We start from the raw sequence: 18,538 nt of genomic DNA, 5'->3' as shown, positions 1-18,538 counted from the left end.
CGGCGCTGCGATTCGCGCGGCGCGCCCTAGGGCAGCGGAAACGCGACGACGCGCACGCCGGCGCGCGGACGTTGTGCTAGCCTCGATGCGTCGAGGCGGCGTCGCGCCGCCATCCGGCACATCGGAGAGGCCATGCGCGCATCGTTGCTCGCGATGTTCGTCGCCGCCGCATCGATCGCCGCCGCGCCGGTGGTCGCCGCGTCGACCGCGCCCGCGCCGTCGGCCGACGACGGCAGCTGGTTCGCCTCGGGCGGCCGCACGCGGATCGAGTTCAACCCGGATGCCTTGCGTCGCTTCGATCTCGCGATCGAGCGCGTCGACGGTGCGCTCGATCGCGTCGAGGGCGTGCCCGGCCTGCGCTACGACGCGAGCGAGTTCGCCGCGCTCGCCGCGAGCGACCTGCAGTTCAACCATCACGGCGCGGCGCTGAGCGGCATCGGTGGCGGCGCGCTGCGGCACGCCGGCGGCCTCGTGCTGCGCCATCGCGGCGAGTCGTTCGACCTGCGCGGCTTCGCGCTGCGCGCGAGCGCGGACACGCGCCTCGGGCTCGATCTCGTCGACGCGCAGGGGCGCGCCTGGTTCACCGCGGACCACGCGCACTACGGCTTCGAAGGCGATGGCGATGCGCGCGACGTGTTCGCGATGCGCCACATGAACCTGCGCCTCGCGCCGCGTCTCGCCGCGCTGCTCGGCGCGCGCCCCGGCGCGGTGGTCGGCGGACTCGACCTGCACGCATCGACGTCGGCCGTGCCCGCGCTGGCGCCCGCGGGCGGCGTCTGCAACGCGCCGTGGCCGGGGCCCGGCAATCCCGCCGGCATCTCGATGATCTACGGCGCGACGACCTGGACCGGCTGGAGCGATTCGGTCTACGTCAAGCGCGACAGCGGCGACTGCACGCCGTCGAGCACGAGCTGCCGCATCGTCGTCAACGCCGATTCGACCTTGCGCAACAGCGGCGCGACCGCGGTCGCGTGGTACGAGAAGTTCAACCGCAACCAGCCCGGCGCGGAAGGCGTGCCGCAACCGCCGTACGCGAACGACCAGCACCCGTACCTGATCTGGAACCTCTATCGCGTCGACTCGGCCGGGCGCATCCGGCAGATCGGCGCGTCCGGCGTGAAGCACGCGTTCTACACGGTCAATTTCGCCTGCACCGACCCGGGCTGCGGGCCGGGCCACGTGATCTATCCGCAGTGCGAGGACACCTATTCGAACTACAACAACGACGGCAGCACCTACCTCGGGCCGCGTTCGGAGATCGTGCCGCACACGGCGGTGTGGGGCCGCTGCGGTTCGGTCTACGACGCCAACTGCGACGGCGTCAACGACGACGGCTCGGGTGCGCAGGACCTGTTCCAGTACCGCATGCTCGTGGACGAAAGCGACCTGCTGCCGCCGAAGTCGACCGGCGCGCGCTACTACCTCGAATACTGGTACGTCGTGCGCGACGACGATGCGATCTACGATTCGATGGCCTACCGCGAAGTCGCGTTCACGAAGTCCGACCTCGGCACGACGCCGCCGTCGGCCGCATGGGACGTCGACCTCGTCGGCGACGTGCCCGCGGGTGCGGACTACCACGACGGTCCCGCGCTCAACCACTGGCTGAGTCCCGCGGTCGCGCTCGTCAACGCGGTCAACACCGAACTCGCGACACCGCTCGGCCGCGTGCGCGTCGCGGTGCGCGTGCGTGCCGCCGGCAGCGGCCACTGGCGCTACGAATTCGCGCTCGCGAACTTCGACTACGCGCACGCGCAGGTCGATCCCGCGCATCCGACCGAGCCGAACCTCCAGCTCGACGCCAATCACGGCTTCGTCCGCTTCAGCGTGCCGCTCGCCGCGGGCACGACGGTCAGCGACTTGCGCTTCGACGATGCCGACCTCGACGGCGGCAACGACTGGAGCGTCGCGACGACGACGAACGCGGTGACCTGGAGCGCGCCGTCGGGCGCGAACAGCCTCGACTGGGGCATGCTCTACCACTTCGAGTTCGTCTCGACCGCACCGCCCGCCGACATGGACCTCGGCCTCGTCGGTACCGCGACGACGAGTGAAGGCGAGCTGCCGTACGTCGTGCCGATCCGTTTCGGCGACACGATCTTCGTCGACGGCTACGACTGGATCGAGTGACCGCCCCGCGCGGCGACGGGCCGAACGCCTTCGACTGACGCTCGCGGCCGCGGCGCGGCGCGTCCCGTGCGCCCGTCCGATGCGGCGCAGCTTGCGGCGGCCGCGCGGACCGCTAGAGTCGGCGCGGGAGGAGCGCCATGGACGAGCGAAAGAAGAAGGCCGGCGCGCGCGGTCGCTGGATCGGCGCGCTGGTCGACGGCCTGTACGAGAACGCAGGCGGCATCGTGGTCGGCCGCTACCTGCGCATCGCCGCGGCGTTGCCGCTCGGCATTGCGGTCGTCATGCTCGCGGTCGCCTGGCACACCGGTCCGCAGGCGCACCTCGACGCGGCGCGCTACGCGAGCTACACGGCGCGCGCGCAGGGCACGCTCGTGGAAAGCTGGATCGCGCTCGACTTCGATCCCGACGATGTCGGCGACAGCGACTTTTGGCAGCGGCCCGCGCGCGCGCTGCCGTGCATGGTCGTCGCCTACGCGGGCGACTGGGGCGCGCCGATCCAGCGTGCGTTCTGCGGCGACCGCTTCCAGTTCTCCGAACGCTACGTCAACGAAGGGCTCGACGAACTCATGCCCGGCGTGCCGTTCTTCTGGCGCCGCGACGCGCGTGGTTTCGCCGTGCCGGAAATCCGCCTGAGCGACCGTGCGCGCGGCTGGCTCGCCGCCACCGCGATCGACGCGGCCGCCTACGACATGCCGCCGCTGAATCGCCCGCGCACCGCGTACGCGGCGCTGCGGTACCACCTCGATCGACCGCTCGAACACGCGATCGCCGGCTGGAGCGCGCCGGCGCCGACGTTGCCGCTCGCGCTCGATCCCGCCCGTCCGGCCGACGTCGTGCCGGCCGGCTATGCCGAAGCGATGGCGCGGCAGGCCGACGGCAACCTGCCGCTCGCGCTGATCGCGGGCGCGTTCGGACTCGGCCTCTGGTGGTACGGCATGGGCTGGCTCATGGGCGGCCTGCCGCGCGCGCCGTTGCTGTTCGCGACGGTCCTGCCGCTGCTGCTGCTGCCGTGGTGGGGCCGCCACATGCCGCTGGCGATTGCCCACGTCGATTCGCGCATGTCGCGCATCGTCAGCGACATGCTCGAGGACGTCGACCACGTGCGCCGCTTGCGCGCGAGTGCGCCGGCCGACGCGGTGCTCGCGAACGGCACGCGCGTGCAATGGACGCTCGATGACAGCGAATACAAGGCGACACTGGGCTGGCTGCGCTTCGCGCCGCCCGCCGTCGCGCCCGCGAACGCGGACGCCGCGCTCGCCGCGCTCGCCGAGGCCGTGACCGTGCAGATGCGCACGATCGGCGACGACAACCGCGTGACCCTGTTCGACCGGCTCGCCGGCATGAGCCAGGCCGGCCGTTACGACGTCGGCCTCGCGTTCGCGCCCGCCGCGCGAGAGGCGATGCTCGATCCGCACGCGCCGCGCGCGGTCGCCGACGCCGCGCACGCGTTCCTGCGCGAGTGGCTGTTGCCGCCGGTCGCGGTGCGCCGCGAAGACGGTGCCTACGACGAGCGGCGCCGCCTGCATCGCACGCTCGCCGACCTGCCCGACGCGGAGATCGCGGCGGCGGCCCGCACGATCGGCGGTGCGGAACATTGAAGGACGTTTGATGAAGAAGCGAATCATGCCCGCGCACGTCATCCGACGGATCGAGCTTTCGCTCCCGCGCCCCACCTGGCTGGTGCTGCAGCTACTCGCCCTGTTGATGGCCACGGCCGCGGCGACGGCGACGGCGTCCGACCGCGTCGCCGACGCGCTCACCGCGCTTCGCCGGACCGATCGCGATATCGTCGAGACGCGCGCGAAAGTCACCGCGCTCGCGCAGCGATTCGAGCCGCTGCTCGCCTTCGTCGACCGCACCGGCGTCGGCCGCCTCACCGACGAGGACGTGCGTGGGTTCGACGAAGCCGCGGCGATCCTCTCGTTCTACACGAACGAACGGCGCTACACCAAGGTGATGCGTCGCGCCTACGACGAACTCGCGCGCAGGAAACTCGTCACGCCCAAGGATCGCCGCGACATGCTGGCGTACTACGTCGCGGCGCGCATGCTGGCCGATGCGCATGCGTTCATCGACCTTCCCGGAAACGCAGACTTGCCCGCGCCGCCGCGCGAAAGGGACGAGCGTGGCGCCGCCGCCGCGGCGAGCGTGTGGCGCGTCGAGGACGATGGCGCCAGCGTCGTGCGCCGCGACGTCGCCGTGGGTGGGGGCGCCCAGGTCGTGATCGTCGGATCGCCATGGTGCGGCTTCTCGCGCAAGGCGGTCGCCGCGATCGAAGCGGACCCGGTGCTCGCTGAACGCGTCCGCGCGCATGCGACCTGGGTCATCCCGCAGGGCATCGTGCCCGGTTTCGGCGAGATCGCCGCCTGGAACCGCGATCATCCGGTCGCACGCATGGCGCTCGTCTACGCACGCGAGGAGTGGCCGCAAATCCCGACGTGGGAAACGCCCGGGTTCTACGTCCTGCGTGACGGTGCGCTCGCCGCGTCCCTGCTCGGATGGCCCGACGACGCGCAGGCCGATCGCCTGCGCGCACTGCTGGCGAGTACCGACGCGGATGTGCCGGCCTCCGGCGATACTTCACGCGCGCACGAGTCACCCTGATGTCGCCGCGCGCTCTCAGGCCGACCACAACGCACGCGCCTCTCCCGCGACAATGTCGGGAAACTCCTCGGGCCAGAACAGTTTCGCGTCCGGTACGCGACGCACGCCGCGCGACGCACCGAGTGTGCGGTCGAGGTAGTCGGGATCCTGCGTCGAGAAGATCGTGTCGGCCATGCCCCAGACGATGCGCGTCGGCACGCGGCTGCGGCGCAGCGCAGCCTCGATGCCCGCGAGCGGATTCGGCGCAAGGCCGATCGCGTACGCATTCGTCAGCGCCTTGCGCTCGGGCGAGGCGACGAGCGGGCCGATGTAGGTGTCGACGGCTGCGTCGTCGGGATGGGAGGGATCGGCGTAGCAGAGGCCGCCTAGGCCCGTCGGCGAACGCGCGAGCGCCTTGTCGGCGATCCACGGCGCGAGCCATTCGTCGGCGAAGCGGCCGGCGCGCGCGAGTTCGATCACGGGCAGCACGGCCGGCGGCGGGCTGTCGGTCTCGACGTCGCAGTTGGTCAGCAGCAGGCTGCGCACCCGTTCCGCATGGCGCGTCATGAACAGCTGCGCGACCGCACCGCCGCTGTCGTTGGCGACGAGATCGACCGCACGGATCGACTGTGCGTCGAGGAACGCGACGAGCATCGCGACCTGCGCATCCGGCGTGACCGCCAGGCCGGGCGCGACTTCGCTGTAGCCGAGGCCGAGGAAGTCGGGTGCGATGCAGCGGCGCCGGTCCGACAGGCGCTCGAGCGCGCCGCGCCACTGGAACCCGTTGAGCGGGAAGCCGTGCAGGAACAGTGCGACGTCGCCGCGACCGCGCTCGACGTAGGCGATGCGACCCTGCGGCGTCACCTGCCAGCGGCGCATCGCATGGAACGCGGGCGCGTCGATCGGGCCTTCGCCGGCGGCACTCGCGCGCGTTCGCGCGTGCGGGACCGGTGCGAGGCAGCCCGCCAACGGGGCCGCGGCGAGCGCGGTGGCAGTGGTGGCGAGGAAGCGGCGACGGCTCATGGCGATGTTCCACGGTGAAGGGTGCTGCATCGTCTACGCACGCGCGCCGACCATCAATGACGCCGCGGGTCATGCGCGCATGACCTCGCAGGTCATGGCGACGCCGACCTCGCGTCCGTATGCTGCGCGCATGTCCGCAACGGCGCTCGCCGCGAAACCCGTCCCCGGCACGCGCACGCCCGCGCACGTCGGCGTCTTGCTGCGCGAATGGCGCGCGACGCGCCGCCTGAGCCAGCTCGACCTCGCGCTCGAGGCCGGGGTGTCGGCGCGCCATCTCAGTTGCGTCGAGACCGGCAAGGCGCAGCCGAGCCGCGAGATGGTCGCGCGCCTCGCCGACGTGCTCGACATGCCGCTGCGCGAACGCAACGCGCTGCTGGTCGCGGCGGGCTTCGCGCCGAAGTATCCGGAGACCGCGCTCGCCACGCCGGAGATGGCGCAGGTGCGCCGCGCGATCGAGTTCATCGTCGCGCAGCAGGAGCCGTATCCCGCGTTCGTGCTCGACCGCCACTGGAACGTGCTGATGGCGAACCGTGCCGCCACGCGCGTGAACCGCTTCGTGCTCGGCCGCGACGGCATGCACGCGAACATGCTGCGCGCGGTGTTCGATCCGGCCGACCTGCGCGCGGCGATCGCCAACTGGGAGGAGGTCGCCGGCGATCTCATCCGCCATCTGCACGGCGTCGTCGCCTCGGCGCCGCACGACGAGGCCGCGCGGGCGCTGCTCGAGGAAATCCTCGCCTATCCCGGCGTGCCCGCGCGCTGGCGCCGGCGCGAACCCGAGCGCGCACCGTCGCCGCTGCTGACGACGGTGCTGCGTCGCGACGACACGGAGCTGCATTTCTTCTCGGCGATCACGACGTTCGGCACGCCACGCGACGTCACCATCGAGGAACTGCACATCGAAACCTGCTTCCCGGTCGACGAGGCGACGGCGGCGCTGTGCCGTCGCCTCGCGCAGGACGACGACGGCCGCTGATCAGGCGCCTTCGGGCGCGACCGCCGGCCGCGCGCCGGGCAGGTCGTTCGCGCGCACCAGGTGCAGCAGTGCGAAGCCGCCCGCGAGCAGGGCGAGGTGCAAGGTCGCGCCGCGCCACACCAACGCAGCGGGCGCGAGCTGCGCGGGCGTGAGCCACGGCGCGAGCGCGGCGGCGAGGCCGAACTCGGCGCCGCCCGCGCCGGACGGCAGGCCGGTCCACTGCGCGACGTGCATGACTACGCCTTGTGCGAGCAGGGTCACCGCGTAGGGCACGGCATGGCCGAACGCACCGAGCGCGAGCCAGAGCACGCCGTAGCGCGTCGTCCACTGCATGGTCGTCAACACGGCGAGCGCAAGCGTCGCGCGCGCGTCGCCGCGCAGCAGGCGCGCAGTGTCGTGCAGCGCCTGCGCGAGCAGCGTGTACGCGCGCGCGAAGCGGCTGTCGCGGTGGCTTTCAGCACGGCGTGCGGCCGCGCGCAGCAGCGGGCGGCGCAGCACGAAAGCGAGCAATGCGCCCGCGCAGAGCACGCCGCTGCCCGCGAATGCGGCGCGCAGCATGAGTTCGGGCAGCGCGGAGCGCAGCGCTGCGCACGCAGCGAGCGGCAGCGCGATCGCGAAGAACAGGGCATCGACGATCTGGTCGGCGGCGGCGACCGCGGTCGCCGCGCTCGTCGTCGCCCCGGCGCGGCGCAGCAACAGCACGTTCGCCGCATAGCCGCCGAGCCCGCCGGGCGTCGCGAGGAAACCGAAGTCGGTCGCGAGCGAGACGAGCAGCGATTGCAGCGCACGCAAGCGGAGGCCGACCCCGTGCGCGAGCACGGCGAGCTTGGCCGCGCGCGCGAGCCAGCCGAACAGCGTCACGCCGAGGATCGTCGCGAGCGCGCTGGCCGGCACATCGCGCAACGCGCCGAGCGCGGCGCGGCCACCGAGCAGCAGCGGCACCGCGAGCGTCGCGAGCAGCGCGAGCGCGAGCAGCAGCGGCCGATGCACCGAGCGCACGTCAAGTCGATCCGCGCGTCGGCAGCGCGACGACGCGACGCGCGGCGATTTCGCAGGCGACGCCGGCGTGCGCGATCGCGGCCGACTTCGTCAGCGCTTCGCGCCGTGCGAGCAGCGCGGCCAGCACGCGGCGCCAGCCGTCGAGGAGGTCCGCGTGCGCGGCATCGGCGGGATGCAGCGCGACGCGCAGCAACGGTGCCGCCTGCCACGCGCGCGCGGCGAGCGGCAGCCAGGCGCGGCTCGCGCGCCGACGCCAGGCCGAACGCGCGGACGCGCCGAGCGCGGGTGCGGCGATGCTCCAACGCCGCCGGACGTCTTCGAGCGTGGCGTGCGTGCTGGTCCAGCGCAGCGCCGTGCGTGCGAGCGCCGTGCGCGCGCCGTCGCCGGCCAGCCACGCCGGTGGGACGAAACCCTGTGCGCTCCAGCCGCATTGCGCGAAGCGCTGCAGCCCGGCGTCGATACGCGCGGAGGCTTCCGCTTCGTCGAGCGCGGCGAACTCGCCTTCATCCGCGGTCAGCACGCGCCGGCGCAGCCGGTCGAGCACGCCGTGCGGTGGTCCCGCCTCGTCGAGGTGCACGAGGCCGTGCAGCGCGACTTCGTCGCCGCGATCGACGCGCGCGTCGATCGCGCGGCGGAACGCGGGATCGGCATCGATCGGGCCGCGCCGGTGCCAGTCGGGCACGACCAGCAGCGTGAGCGGCGGCGCGCCGATCGCGTCGACGAGCGCGAGCAGGCGCTCGCATGCGGGCCAGGTCGCCGGCGCGACGTCGTGGATCGCGATGCACAGGCGCGGCGTCACGCGGCCTCCGCGACCGCGTCGTCGCGCGCGCATGGCGCACGCACGAGTTCCGCGTAGCGCGCAAGCTGGCGCGGCAAGGTGCGCTCCCACAGGTAGTCGCGCGCGACGCGATGGCGCGCGAGTGCGCTCATCGCGGCGCGGTCGCGCACGTACAGCGTGCGCACCGCGTCGGCGAGCGCGGCCGCATCGGCGCGTGCGGCGACGACGCCGACCGATGCGTCGACGAGTTCGTCGATCGCGCCGCCGCCGAGCGCGACGACCGGGCGCGCGCAGGCCATCGCCTCGATCACGACGAGGCCGAACGTCTCGTGGCGGCCCGCGTGCACGAGCGCGTCGGCGCTGGCGAGCAGGCGCGCGAGCCGCGTGCCGTCCTGCTGGTAGGGCAGCATCGTCGCGTGCGGCGCGAGGCGCTGCTCGCGCTCGCCGCCGACGAGCAGCAGGTGGTACGGCGCACCGAGCCGCGCGAACGCGTCGAGCAGCAGCGGCACGTTCTTCTCGGCGGCGAGCCGGCCGGCGAACACGAGCACGCGCGCGTCGGCATCGAGGCCGAGCTGCGCGCGCAGGCCGGGGTCGGCCCGGCACGGATGGAACACGCGGCCGTCGACGCCGAGCGGTTGCAGCGCGATGCGCTCGACGCCGAGGTCGGCGAGGCGCTCGGCGATGAGCCGGCTCGGCGCGAACACGCAGTCGAAGCGCCGGTACAGGTTGCGCAGGTACGCGCTCGCGGCGCGACCGAGTGCGGGCGCGACGCGGTCGCCGAGCAGGCGCGCGAGGTCCGAATGCGCGAACGCGGTCGCGGCGACGCCGAGGCGGTCGGCGACGCGCAGCGCGAGCCAGGCGAGATGATAGGGATCGGCCGCCTCGATCACGTCGGGGCGCAGTTCGCGCAAGGTCGCCGTCCATTCGCGCAGGCGCAGCGGCACGCGGTAGCCCGCTCCGAACGGGATGCGCGGGCTCGCCAGCTCGATCAGGCCGGGTGCGTTCGCCGCGGTGCGCGGTCCGGGCACGACGAGGGTGTGGCGCACGTCCCGTTGCGCGGCGAGGAACGCGCGCTTGGCGAGCAGGTAGCGCTTCACCCCGCCGCTGTGCGGGGCGAAGAACAGGGTGAGGTCGACGACGTGCATCGCGCGCTCAGGTCTGCACGCCAGCGCGACCGTTCTCGACGTGGAACGTGCGCATCTTGCGGGCGGCGCTGCGCGGGTCGGTCGCGTCGTCGAGCGCGACGAAGTCGCTGCGCCACGCGTCGTGGCCGATGTCGCAGCGCAGGTAGCCGCGCCGGCGGCCGTCGTAGGCGCGCACGTGCGGGTTGAGGTCGAGATCGCGCACGCGTGCGTCGTGGTCGTCGCCCTGCGAGCTGATCGAGGTGCCGACGAACTCGGTCGCGATCGTCGCGCTGTCCGGGTCGGCGAAGTCGGCCTTGAGGTCGCAGGCGTAGAACGCGTGCACGTCGCCGCCGAGCGTGACGACGTTCGGGATGCGCCGCTCGGCGACGTGGCCGAGCAGGTGCGCGCGTGCAGCCGGATAGCCGTCCCAACCGTCGGCCCAGACGCGCGGCGCGCCGGCCTCGTCGCGCGAGACGAACGGCGCGACGAGCGTCTGCTGCGCGACCACGTTCCAGCGCGCGTCGCCACGCGCGAGGCCGTCGTCGAGCCAGCGTTGCTGCGCGGTGCCGAGCAGGCTGCGCGCGGGCGAGCCGAGTTCCGCGCAGGTACCGGCGTCGATCATCTCGCCGCGCTCCGCGCATGCGTGGGCGGCGCGGTACTGGCGGTCGTCGAGCAGGTTGATCGCAGCGAGGTCGCCGAAGGCGAAGCGGCGGTACATGCGCAGGGTCGCGCGCGTGCGTGCGCGCAGCGGCATGTGTTCGCACCACGCCTGGTAGGCGGCGGCGCGGCGTGCGGCGAATGTGTCGGACGGCTCGTCGTAGGCGGAAACGAGGCCGGCGTAGTCGTTGGAGACTTCGTGGTCGTCCCAAGTGACGAGCCACGGATACGCGGCGTGCGCGCGCTGCAGGTCGGGGTCGCGCTTGTAGCAGGCGTGGCGGTTGCGGTAGCCGGCGAGCGTCGATGCGCCTTCGGCGGACTCGTGGCGGCGCACCTGCGGTCCCCACGAACCTTCGTAGATGTAGTCGCCGACGTGCACGACGAGGTCGAGGTCGTCGCCGAGCATGTGCCGGTAGGCGGCGTAGTAGCCGTGCTCGTAGTGCTGGCACGAGGCGAGCGCGAGGCGCAGGCGCGCGACCGACGCACCCGCGGCGGGCAGCGTGCGGGTGCGGCCGACCGGGCTCGCGGCGTCGCCGCAGCGGAACTGGTACCAGTACCAGCGGTCGGGTGCGAGGCCGTCGAGTTCGACGTGCAGCGCATGCGCCGCGTCGGCGCGCGCGACGCCGCGACCGCTGCGCACGACGCGGCGCAGACGTTCGTCCTCGGCGACGATCCATTCGACCTCGTAGCCCTGCATCGGCAGGAACGCGGCGTCGGACTGCGCGGTCGCGATGCGCGTCCACAGCACGAAGCCGTCCGCGGACGGGTCGCCCGAGGCGACGCCGAGCGAGAACGGATAGGCGTCGAAGCGCGGCCGCGCGAACAGGCCGCCACCGAGGCCGAAGCCGGCGACGCCGAACGTCGCCGCGCCGCGGAGGATGAACTGTCGCCGCGACCAGCCGTCGCCGCGCGGTGCGTTGCGCATGCGCCCACCAGGGTCCGATATGGCGGTGCGCAGCTTCACGGTGGCGCATGAAGCTGCGATGGCGCACGCGTTGCGCGTGCGCGTCAGCCGCGTGGCAGTTGCGTGTCGCGGCGAGCCGCCGGCGTGGTTGCAGCGGCCGGCGTCGTGGTGCAGAGTCGAGGTCCGAACCGGATTTTCGCGCCGCGGCTGCACGCTGCCGCGCACCACCCATGGGCGACACGCCGCAACCACCGCACGATCCGTCCCCGCATGACGGCGACATGACGCTCGGCCAGCGCGCCGCGGTCGACGCCGTGCTCGCGTTGCACCGCGCCCGGCCCGGCGCACTGCTGCCGATCCTGCACGGCATCCAGGACGCGCTCGGCTGGGTGCCGCCCGCGGCGTTGCCGACCGTCGCGCGCGCGCTCGACCTCGGTCGCGCCGAGGTGCACGGCGTCGTCAGCTTCTACCACCACTTCCGCAACACGCCGCCGGGGCGCCACGTCGTGCGCCTGTGTCGTGCCGAGGCCTGCCAGGCGCTCGGCGCGCGTGCGCTCGAAGCGCACGCGCTGCGCACGCTCGGCGTCGACTGGCACGGCACGTCCGCCGACGGCGCGGTCACGCTCGAACCCGCGTACTGCCTCGGCAACTGCGGTTGCGGCCCGTCGCTGCTCGTCGACGAGGACGAACTGCACGCGCGCGTGACGCCGGCCGCGTTCGACGCGCTCGTCGCGGGGATGCGCCGGTGAGCGTCGTCGCACCGCCACTGCGCGTGTACGTGTCGCGCGACGCGAGCGCGCTCGCGCTCGGCGCCGAGGCGACCGCGCGCGCGATCGAGGTCGTCGCGCGCGAGCGCGGCATCGCGATCGATCTCGTGCGCACCGGTTCGCGTGGACTGTTCTGGCTCGAGCCGCTCGTCGAAGTCGAGGTCGTCGCGGGCGGCACGGCAACGCGCGTCGGCTACGGGCCCGTCGCGGCGAACGAGGTCGCGGGCCTGTTCGATGCCGGCTTCGGCAACGCGGGTGCGCATCCGGCGCGCGTCGGTGCGATCGAATCGCTCGACTGGTTCGCGCGCCAGGATCGCCTGTGCTTCGCGCGCGTCGGCACGACCGATCCGCTCAGCGTCGCCGACTACGTCGCGCACGGCGGCTACCGCGGCCTGCACAACGCGCTCGCGATGGACGGCGCCGGCATCGTCGCCGCGGTGACCGCATCGGGCCTGCGCGGACGCGGGGGTGCCGCGTTCCCGACCGGGATCAAGTGGAAGACCGTGCTCGACGCGCCGACCAGCGCCGATGGCGCGGGCTCGCCCACGAAGTACGTCGTCTGCAACGCCGACGAAGGCGACTCGGGCACGTTCTCCGACCGCATGCTCATGGAAGGCGACCCGCTCTGCCTCGTCGAAGGCATGACGATCGCCGGCTTCGCGGTCGGCGCGACGCAGGGCTACATCTACCTGCGCAGCGAATATCCGCACGCGCGCCGCGCGCTCGAAGCGGCGATCGCCAATGCCTACGCCGCGGGCTGGCTCGGCGCCGACATCCGCGGCAGCGGCCGCCGCTTCGACCTCGAAGTGCGGCTCGGCGCAGGCGCCTACATCTGCGGCGAGGAAACCGCGCTGCTCGAGAGCCTCGAGGGCAAGCGCGGCCAGGTGCGCTTCAAGCCGCCGCTGCCCGCGATCAAGGGGCTGTTCGGCCGGCCGACCGTCGTCAACAACGTGATCTCGCTCGCCTCGGTGCCGCTGATCCTCGATCGCGGCGCCGACTACTACCGCGACTACGGCGTCGGCCGCTCGCGCGGCACCCTGCCGATCCAGCTCGCCGGCAACCTCAAGCGCACCGGGCTCGTCGAAAAGGCGTTCGGCACGACCCTGCGCGAACTCCTCTACGACTACGGCGGCGGTTCGTACAGCGGGCGGCCGATCCGCGCGGTGCAGGTCGGCGGGCCGCTCGGCGCGTACCTGCCCGAGTCGCAGTTCGACACGCCGCTCGACTACGAGGCGTTCGCCGCGATCGGCGCGATGCTCGGCCACGGCGGCATCGTCGCGTTCGACGACGGCGTCGACATGCTCGAGCAGGCGCGTTACGCGATGGCGTTCTGCGCGGTCGAATCCTGCGGCAAGTGCACGCCGTGCCGGATCGGTTCGACGCGCGGCGTCGAAGTGCTCGAGCGCATCGGCGCGGGCATCGAGCGCGCGAAGAACCTCGCCTTGCTCGACGACCTGTGCGAAACCATGCGCCACGGTTCGCTGTGCGCGCTCGGCGGGCTGACGCCGGATCCGGTGGCCAGCGCGTTGCGACACTTCGGCGAGGATTTCGCGCCCTCGCGCGGGAAGGTTTAAGGTCGGTTCCCAGGAAGACCAGTATCGGAGTCGCGTCATGCTGTCCATCGCCGAAACCGATCTCGGCACGCCGAAATCGACATCCACCGGGACCGTCGCGCTGACGATCGACGGCGTCGACGTGCACGCCGCGGCCGGCACGTCGGTGCTGCGCGCGGCGGCGGAGGCGGGCATCGGGATCCCGAAACTGTGCGCGACCGACTTGCTCGACGCATTCGGGTCGTGCCGCCTGTGCCTCGTCGAGATCGAAGGCATGAAGGGATTCCCCGCCTCGTGCACGACGCCGGTCGCGGCCGGCATGAAGGTGACGACGCATGGCGCGAAGCTCGACCGCCTGCGCCGCGGCGTGATGGAGCTCTACCTTTCAGATCATCCGCTCGACGCGTTCGCCGGCGCTTTCGGCAGCGAGATGCAGCGCATGGCCGAACGCATCGGCGTCGACGAGGTGCGTTACGGCTTCGACGGAGCCAGCCACGTCGCGTCGGCGCGCGCCGACGGCAGCGACAATCCGCTGCACGCGGCGGTCGACGCGTCGAATCCGTACTTCCGCTTCGACCCCGCGCAGTGCATCGTCTGCTCGCGCTGCGTGCGCGCCTGCGACGAACAGCAGGGTACGTTCGCGCTGGCGGTACAGGGGCGCGGCTACGCCTCCGCGATCGTCGCGGGCCAGGGCGAGTCGTTCATGGAGTCCGATTGCGTCTCCTGCGGCGCCTGCGTGCAGGCGTGCCCGACCGGCGCGCTGATGGAGAAATCGCTGCTCGAACAGGGTCAGGCGACGCGCAGCGTCGTCACCACCTGCGCCTACTGCGGCGTCGGCTGCTCGTTCCGCGCCGAACTGCAGGGCGAACGGCTCGTGCGCATGGTGCCGAACAAGGACGGCCACGCGAACCACGGCCACTCCTGCGTGAAGGGGCGCTTCGCGACCGGCTACGTGACGCACCGCGAGCGCATCCTCGCGCCGATGGTGCGCGCGAAGATCTCCGATCCGTGGCGCGAAGTGGGCTGGGACGAAGCGATCGCGCACGCCGCCGCCGAGTTCCGGCGCATCCAGGCGCGCCATGGCCGCGATTCGATCGGCGGCATCACCTCGTCGCGCTGCACGAACGAGGAGACCTATCTCGTGCAGAAGCTCGTGCGCGCCGCGTTCGGCAGCAACAACGTCGACACCTGCGCGCGCGTGTGCCATTCGCCGACCGGCTACGGGCTCAAGAGCACGCTCGGCGAATCGGCCGGCACGCAGGACTTCGATTCGGTCATGCAGGCCGACGTGATCTTCGTGATCGGCGCGAACCCGACCGACGCGCACCCGGTGTTCGCATCGCAGATGAAGCGGCGCCTGCGCCGCGGTGCGCGCCTCATCGTCGCCGACCCGCGCCGCATCGAACTCGTGCGCACGCCGCACGTGCGCGCCGACCACCACCTGCAGTTGCGACCGGGCACCAACGTCGCGCTGCTCGACGCGCTCGCCCACGTCGTCGTCGTCGAGGGACTCGTCGACGAGGCGTTCGTGCGCGAGCGCTGCGAGGCCGATTCGTTCGCGCGCTGGCGCGCGTTCGTCGCCGATCCGGCGCAGTCGCCCGAGGCGCTCGAGGCGGTCACCGGCGTGCCCGCGGTCGAAGTGCGTGCGGCCGCGCGCCTGTACGCGACCGGCGGCAACGCGGCGATCTACTACGGCCTCGGTGTGACCGAACACTCGCAGGGTTCGACCGCGGTGATGGCGATCGCCAACCTCGCGATGGCGACGGGCAACCTCGGCCGCGTCGGCGTCGGCGTCAATCCATTGCGCGGCCAGAACAACGTGCAGGGCTCGTGCGACATGGGTTCGTTCCCGCACGAGTTCCCCGGTTACCGGCACGTCGCCGACGCCGCGGTGCGCGCGACCTTCGAGCAGGCCTGGGGCGTGACGCTGCAGGCCGAGCCCGGCCTGCGCATCCCGAACATGTTCGAGGCTGCGCTCGACGGCGAGTTCAAGGGGCTCTACATCCAGGGCGAGGACATCGCGCAGTCGGATCCGAACACGCAGCACGTGACCGCCGCGCTCACCGCGATGGAATGCGTGGTCGTGCAGGACCTGTTCCTCAACGAGACCGCGAAGTTCGCCCACGTGTTCCTGCCCGGTTCGACCTTCCTCGAGAAGGACGGCACGTTCACCAACGCCGAGCGGCGCGTGTCGCGCGTGCGCAAGGTGATGGAGCCGCGCGGCGGCCTGGCCGACTGGGAAGTCACGCAGCGGCTGTCGAACGCGCTCGGCTATCCGATGCACTACGCGCATCCGGCCGAGATCATGGACGAGATCGCGCGCCTCACGCCGACCTTCGCCGGCATCAGCTTCGCGCGCATCGACGAACTCGGCAGCATCCAGTGGCCGTGCAACGCCGAGCATCCGGACGGCACCCCGACCATGCACGTCGACGCGTTCGTGCGCGGCAAGGGCCGCTTCATGCTCACCGAGTACGTGCCGACGAGCGAGAAGGTGACCGCGAAGTACCCGCTCCTGCTCACCACCGGGCGCATCCTCAGCCAGTACAACGTCGGCGCGCAGACGCGCCGCACCGCGAACAACCTCTGGCACGCCGAGGACCGCCTCGAGATCCACCCGCACGACGCCGAACAGCGCGGCATACGCGACGGCGACTGGGTCGGCATCGCCAGTCGCGCCGGCGAGACGGTGCTGCGCGCGCTGCTCAGCGACCGCATGCAGGCGGGCGTCGTCTACACGACGTTCCACTTCCCCGGCTCCGGCGCCAACGTGATCACGACCGAGAACTCGGACTGGGCGACGAACTGCCCCGAGTACAAGGTCACCGCGGTCGAGGTCACGCGCGTGAGCCAGCCATCCGACTGGCAACAGCGCTTCCGCGCCGCGGACGAGCGGCAGCGCGCATTGCTCGAACAGGCCCGTCATGCGACGACCGCCGGCGATCCGCGCTGAAGAACCCGCGGGCGACGACGCGCACGCGGGCTGGGTGCGCCGTCCGGTGACACGCTCGCGCGCCGGCGTGCTCGAGCGGACCGACGACCGTGTCGCCGAGGAAGTGCCGGTCGCGCTCGTCTACAACGGCCGGCCGCACGTGGTGATGATGGCGACGCCGCGCGACCTCGACGATTTCGCGCTCGGCTTCTCGCTCAGCGAAGCCGTCGTCGCCGATGCGGCCGAACTCGAGGTCGCCGCGACGCGCACGTTGCTGGAAGGCATCGAACTCGAGCTGCGCGTGCCCGCCGCGCGCGCCGACGCGCTCGAGCGGCGCAAGCGCAACCTGGCCGGACGCAGCGGCTGCGGCCTGTGCGGCGCGCAGGCACTCGAAGACGCGCTGCGCCAGCCCGTGCCCGTCGCGGACGGGCCGTGCATCGACCCGCGCGCGCTAGAACGTGCGCTCGCGCAGCTGCAGGCGCAGCAGCCGCTCGCCGCGGCGACCGGGGCGACCCATGCGGCCGGCTGGGCCGGCGTCGACGGCGCGATCGTGCTCGTGCGCGAGGACGTCGGTCGCCACAACGCGCTCGACAAGCTGCTCGGTGCGCTCGTGCGTCGCGGCATCGACGTGCGCGGTGGCTTCGCCGTCGTGACCAGCCGTGCGAGCTACGAGATGGTGCAGAAGGCGGCCACGCTCGGCGTAGGCCTGCTCGCGGCGATCTCGGCGCCGACCGCGCTGGCGATCCAGCTCGCGACGCAGGCGCGCCTCACCCTCGTCGGTTTCGCGCGCGGCGACAGCCACGTCGTCTACGCGCACGCGGGCCGCATCCACGGCGCGGAGGACGTGCGCGCGTGAGTGGACTCGAACAGCTCGTGAGGATGGCCAACGACATCGGCGCGTATTTCCGCGCCGAGCCCGACCACGCCGCGGCGGTCGCCGGCATCGCGACGCACATCCGCCGCTTCTGGGAACCGCGCATGCGGCGACGCATCCACGCGCACGCGGCCGCGGGCGGCGCCGGCCTCGACGCGCTCGTGCGCGAGGCGATCGCCGACCTCGCGCGCGAGGATCCGGCCGCGCGCGCGTAGCGCCGGTCACGGCCCGAGCGCGAACGGGCACAGGTGCGCCCAGATCTGGCCGAGGTGGGCGACCGTGTAGATGTGGCCGCCGTTGAACAGCGTGTAATAGAGATCGTCGCCGAGCACCCAGCCCGCATTCGTGAAGCGTTGCGGATCGCCGCCGGCGCCGTACTGCGTGTAGAGCGGGTCGCTGTTGCCGAGATGGATGTCGACCGGGATCTTCGGCTGCGCGCCGCCGAGCAGGCTCGCGCAGGTCGGCGGCGGCGTGCCCGAGTCGGTGCAGGCGTACTGCTCGAGCGAGCCCGCGCTGACGCCGTAGGCGGCGAAATAGTCGGTGTTCGACAGCGCGATCGCGTGGCCGTAGTGCGCGCCCGCGGAATAGCCCCAGAGGTAGATGCGGCTGCGTTCGATGTTGTACGCGGCGGCCGCGTCGTCGAGCGCGGCGCTGATCTCCTCGATGTCGCCGGCCGCACCCCAGCCGCCCTGGGTCGAATTACCGATCGGTGCGAGCACGATGAAGCCCTTCGCGTCGACCCAGCTCGACCAGTCCGTGCGTGCCTGCTGCGCGCCGCTCGCGGTCGGCAGCGACTGCCCGCGCAGCGCGAGCAGCAGCGGTGACGCCTGCGACGGCTGGTAGCCGGGCGGCACGCGCAGGTAGTAGCTGCGCGTGCCGACGCCGGGCACGCTGATCGTGCGCGTGATGTTGCCGGGATAGCTGCCGCCGCTGCCGCCGGACGCGTCGTGCGGCACCACGCGCGTCTCGTAGCCGTCATCGAAGATCGCGTCGCCGCCGGGGCACATCGCGCCCGGCAGGCGCACCGTGGTCGCGGCGATCGCGAGCGCCGGTACGCCGACGTATGGCAGGAAGCCGAACAGCAGGGCGACGAGGTGCTTCAGGCGCACGCGCATTCTCCGCAGGGCGATGTCGGGGCACCTTAACGACCGCCGCTGGCGCCTGTCGCGGCCGGCGTCACGAAAGCCGGGCGGCCGGGGTCGGGCGGGCCGACCATACGCCCCCGTTTGCGGCAGCGC

At 72.6% G+C, this 18,538-nt stretch carries 15 protein-coding genes; 9 read left to right on the top strand and 6 right to left on the bottom strand.

Going from position 1 to position 18,538, the window contains the following annotated elements:
• Positions 1-132 precede the first annotated feature (132 nt).
• The 3 genes from FHW12_RS07005 to FHW12_RS06995 all read left to right on the top strand — a co-directional run bounded on the left by FHW12_RS07005 (position 133) and on the right by FHW12_RS06995 (position 4,734).
• Positions 133-2,130, top strand: a complete 1,998-nt coding sequence (locus FHW12_RS07005) for a hypothetical protein (RefSeq protein WP_182530298.1) — start codon at positions 133-135, stop codon at positions 2,128-2,130.
• 137 nt (positions 2,131-2,267) lie between these two features.
• Positions 2,268-3,728, top strand: coding sequence for a hypothetical protein (locus FHW12_RS07000; protein WP_182530297.1), 1,461 nt, complete (start codon positions 2,268-2,270; stop codon positions 3,726-3,728).
• 10 nt (positions 3,729-3,738) lie between these two features.
• Entirely contained in the window at positions 3,739-4,734 is a 996-nt protein-coding gene (locus FHW12_RS06995; protein ID WP_182530296.1) for a hypothetical protein, read from the top strand.
• Between the two features lie 15 nt (positions 4,735-4,749).
• On the opposite strand, the gene FHW12_RS06990 is transcribed toward FHW12_RS06995, so the two are convergent.
• Positions 4,750-5,736, bottom strand: a complete 987-nt coding sequence (locus tag FHW12_RS06990; protein WP_182530295.1) for an alpha/beta fold hydrolase — start codon at positions 5,734-5,736, stop codon at positions 4,750-4,752.
• Here FHW12_RS06990 and FHW12_RS06985 point away from each other — a divergent pair.
• Positions 5,735-6,712 (top strand): helix-turn-helix domain-containing protein, encoded by a 978-nt coding sequence (locus FHW12_RS06985; RefSeq protein ID WP_259392924.1) that lies wholly within the window; start codon positions 5,735-5,737, stop codon positions 6,710-6,712. The genes FHW12_RS06990 and FHW12_RS06985 overlap by 2 nt on opposite strands.
• On the opposite strand, the gene FHW12_RS06980 is transcribed toward FHW12_RS06985, so the two are convergent.
• Genes FHW12_RS06980 through FHW12_RS06965 form a run of 4 tightly spaced genes read right to left on the bottom strand, consistent with a single transcriptional unit; the run spans position 6,713 to position 11,195 of the window.
• On the bottom strand, positions 6,713-7,711 hold the full coding sequence (locus tag FHW12_RS06980) for a lysylphosphatidylglycerol synthase transmembrane domain-containing protein (RefSeq protein WP_182530294.1): 999 nt from the start codon (positions 7,709-7,711) through the stop codon (positions 6,713-6,715). It abuts the gene before it with no gap.
• 1 nt (position 7,712) lies between these two features.
• A complete protein-coding gene (locus FHW12_RS06975) occupies positions 7,713-8,510 on the bottom strand; it encodes a DUF2334 domain-containing protein (RefSeq protein ID WP_182530293.1) in 798 nt (265 codons plus the stop codon).
• Positions 8,507-9,634, bottom strand: coding sequence for a glycosyltransferase (locus FHW12_RS06970; protein WP_182530292.1), 1,128 nt, complete (start codon positions 9,632-9,634; stop codon positions 8,507-8,509). Before FHW12_RS06970 ends, FHW12_RS06975 begins: the two co-directional genes overlap by 4 nt.
• Positions 9,635-9,641: 7 nt before the next feature.
• Positions 9,642-11,195 carry an alkaline phosphatase D family protein gene (locus tag FHW12_RS06965; protein WP_182530291.1) on the bottom strand — a complete coding sequence of 518 codons (1,554 nt, stop codon included), beginning with the start codon at positions 11,193-11,195 and terminating at the stop codon, positions 9,642-9,644.
• Between the two features lie 209 nt (positions 11,196-11,404).
• Here FHW12_RS06965 and FHW12_RS06960 point away from each other — a divergent pair, with 209 nt between their 5' ends.
• Genes FHW12_RS06960 through FHW12_RS06940 form a run of 5 tightly spaced genes read left to right on the top strand, consistent with a single transcriptional unit; the run spans position 11,405 to position 17,515 of the window.
• Complete coding sequence (locus FHW12_RS06960; RefSeq protein ID WP_220484362.1) at positions 11,405-11,923, top strand: formate dehydrogenase subunit gamma; 519 nt, start codon at positions 11,405-11,407, stop codon at positions 11,921-11,923.
• On the top strand, positions 11,920-13,515 hold the full coding sequence (locus FHW12_RS06955) for a formate dehydrogenase beta subunit (protein ID WP_182530289.1): 1,596 nt from the start codon (positions 11,920-11,922) through the stop codon (positions 13,513-13,515). The genes FHW12_RS06960 and FHW12_RS06955 overlap by 4 nt, the downstream gene beginning before the upstream one ends.
• A 37-nt stretch (positions 13,516-13,552) precedes the next feature.
• The gene (gene fdhF / locus FHW12_RS06950; RefSeq protein WP_182530288.1) at positions 13,553-16,447 is read left to right on the top strand and encodes a formate dehydrogenase subunit alpha; all 2,895 of its coding nucleotides are present in this window, start codon (positions 13,553-13,555) and stop codon (positions 16,445-16,447) included.
• On the top strand, positions 16,419-17,282 hold the full coding sequence (gene fdhD, locus FHW12_RS06945; protein ID WP_182530287.1) for a formate dehydrogenase accessory sulfurtransferase FdhD: 864 nt from the start codon (positions 16,419-16,421) through the stop codon (positions 17,280-17,282). The genes fdhF and fdhD overlap by 29 nt, the downstream gene beginning before the upstream one ends.
• Entirely contained in the window at positions 17,279-17,515 is a 237-nt protein-coding gene (locus tag FHW12_RS06940) for a formate dehydrogenase subunit delta (RefSeq protein ID WP_310735175.1), read from the top strand. Before fdhD ends, FHW12_RS06940 begins: the two co-directional genes overlap by 4 nt.
• Before the next feature lie 6 nt (positions 17,516-17,521).
• On the opposite strand, the gene FHW12_RS06935 is transcribed toward FHW12_RS06940, so the two are convergent.
• Positions 17,522-18,409, bottom strand: coding sequence for a hypothetical protein (locus FHW12_RS06935; RefSeq protein ID WP_182530286.1), 888 nt, complete (start codon positions 18,407-18,409; stop codon positions 17,522-17,524).
• Positions 18,410-18,538: the final 129 nt, after the last annotated feature.

Source organism: Dokdonella fugitiva (assembly GCF_014138265.1).
Taxonomy (GTDB): Bacteria; Pseudomonadota; Gammaproteobacteria; order Xanthomonadales; family Rhodanobacteraceae; genus Dokdonella_A; species Dokdonella_A fugitiva_A.
Note: the sequence above shows the minus strand (reverse complement) of the source record. Positions and strands in the feature narration are given on the sequence as shown.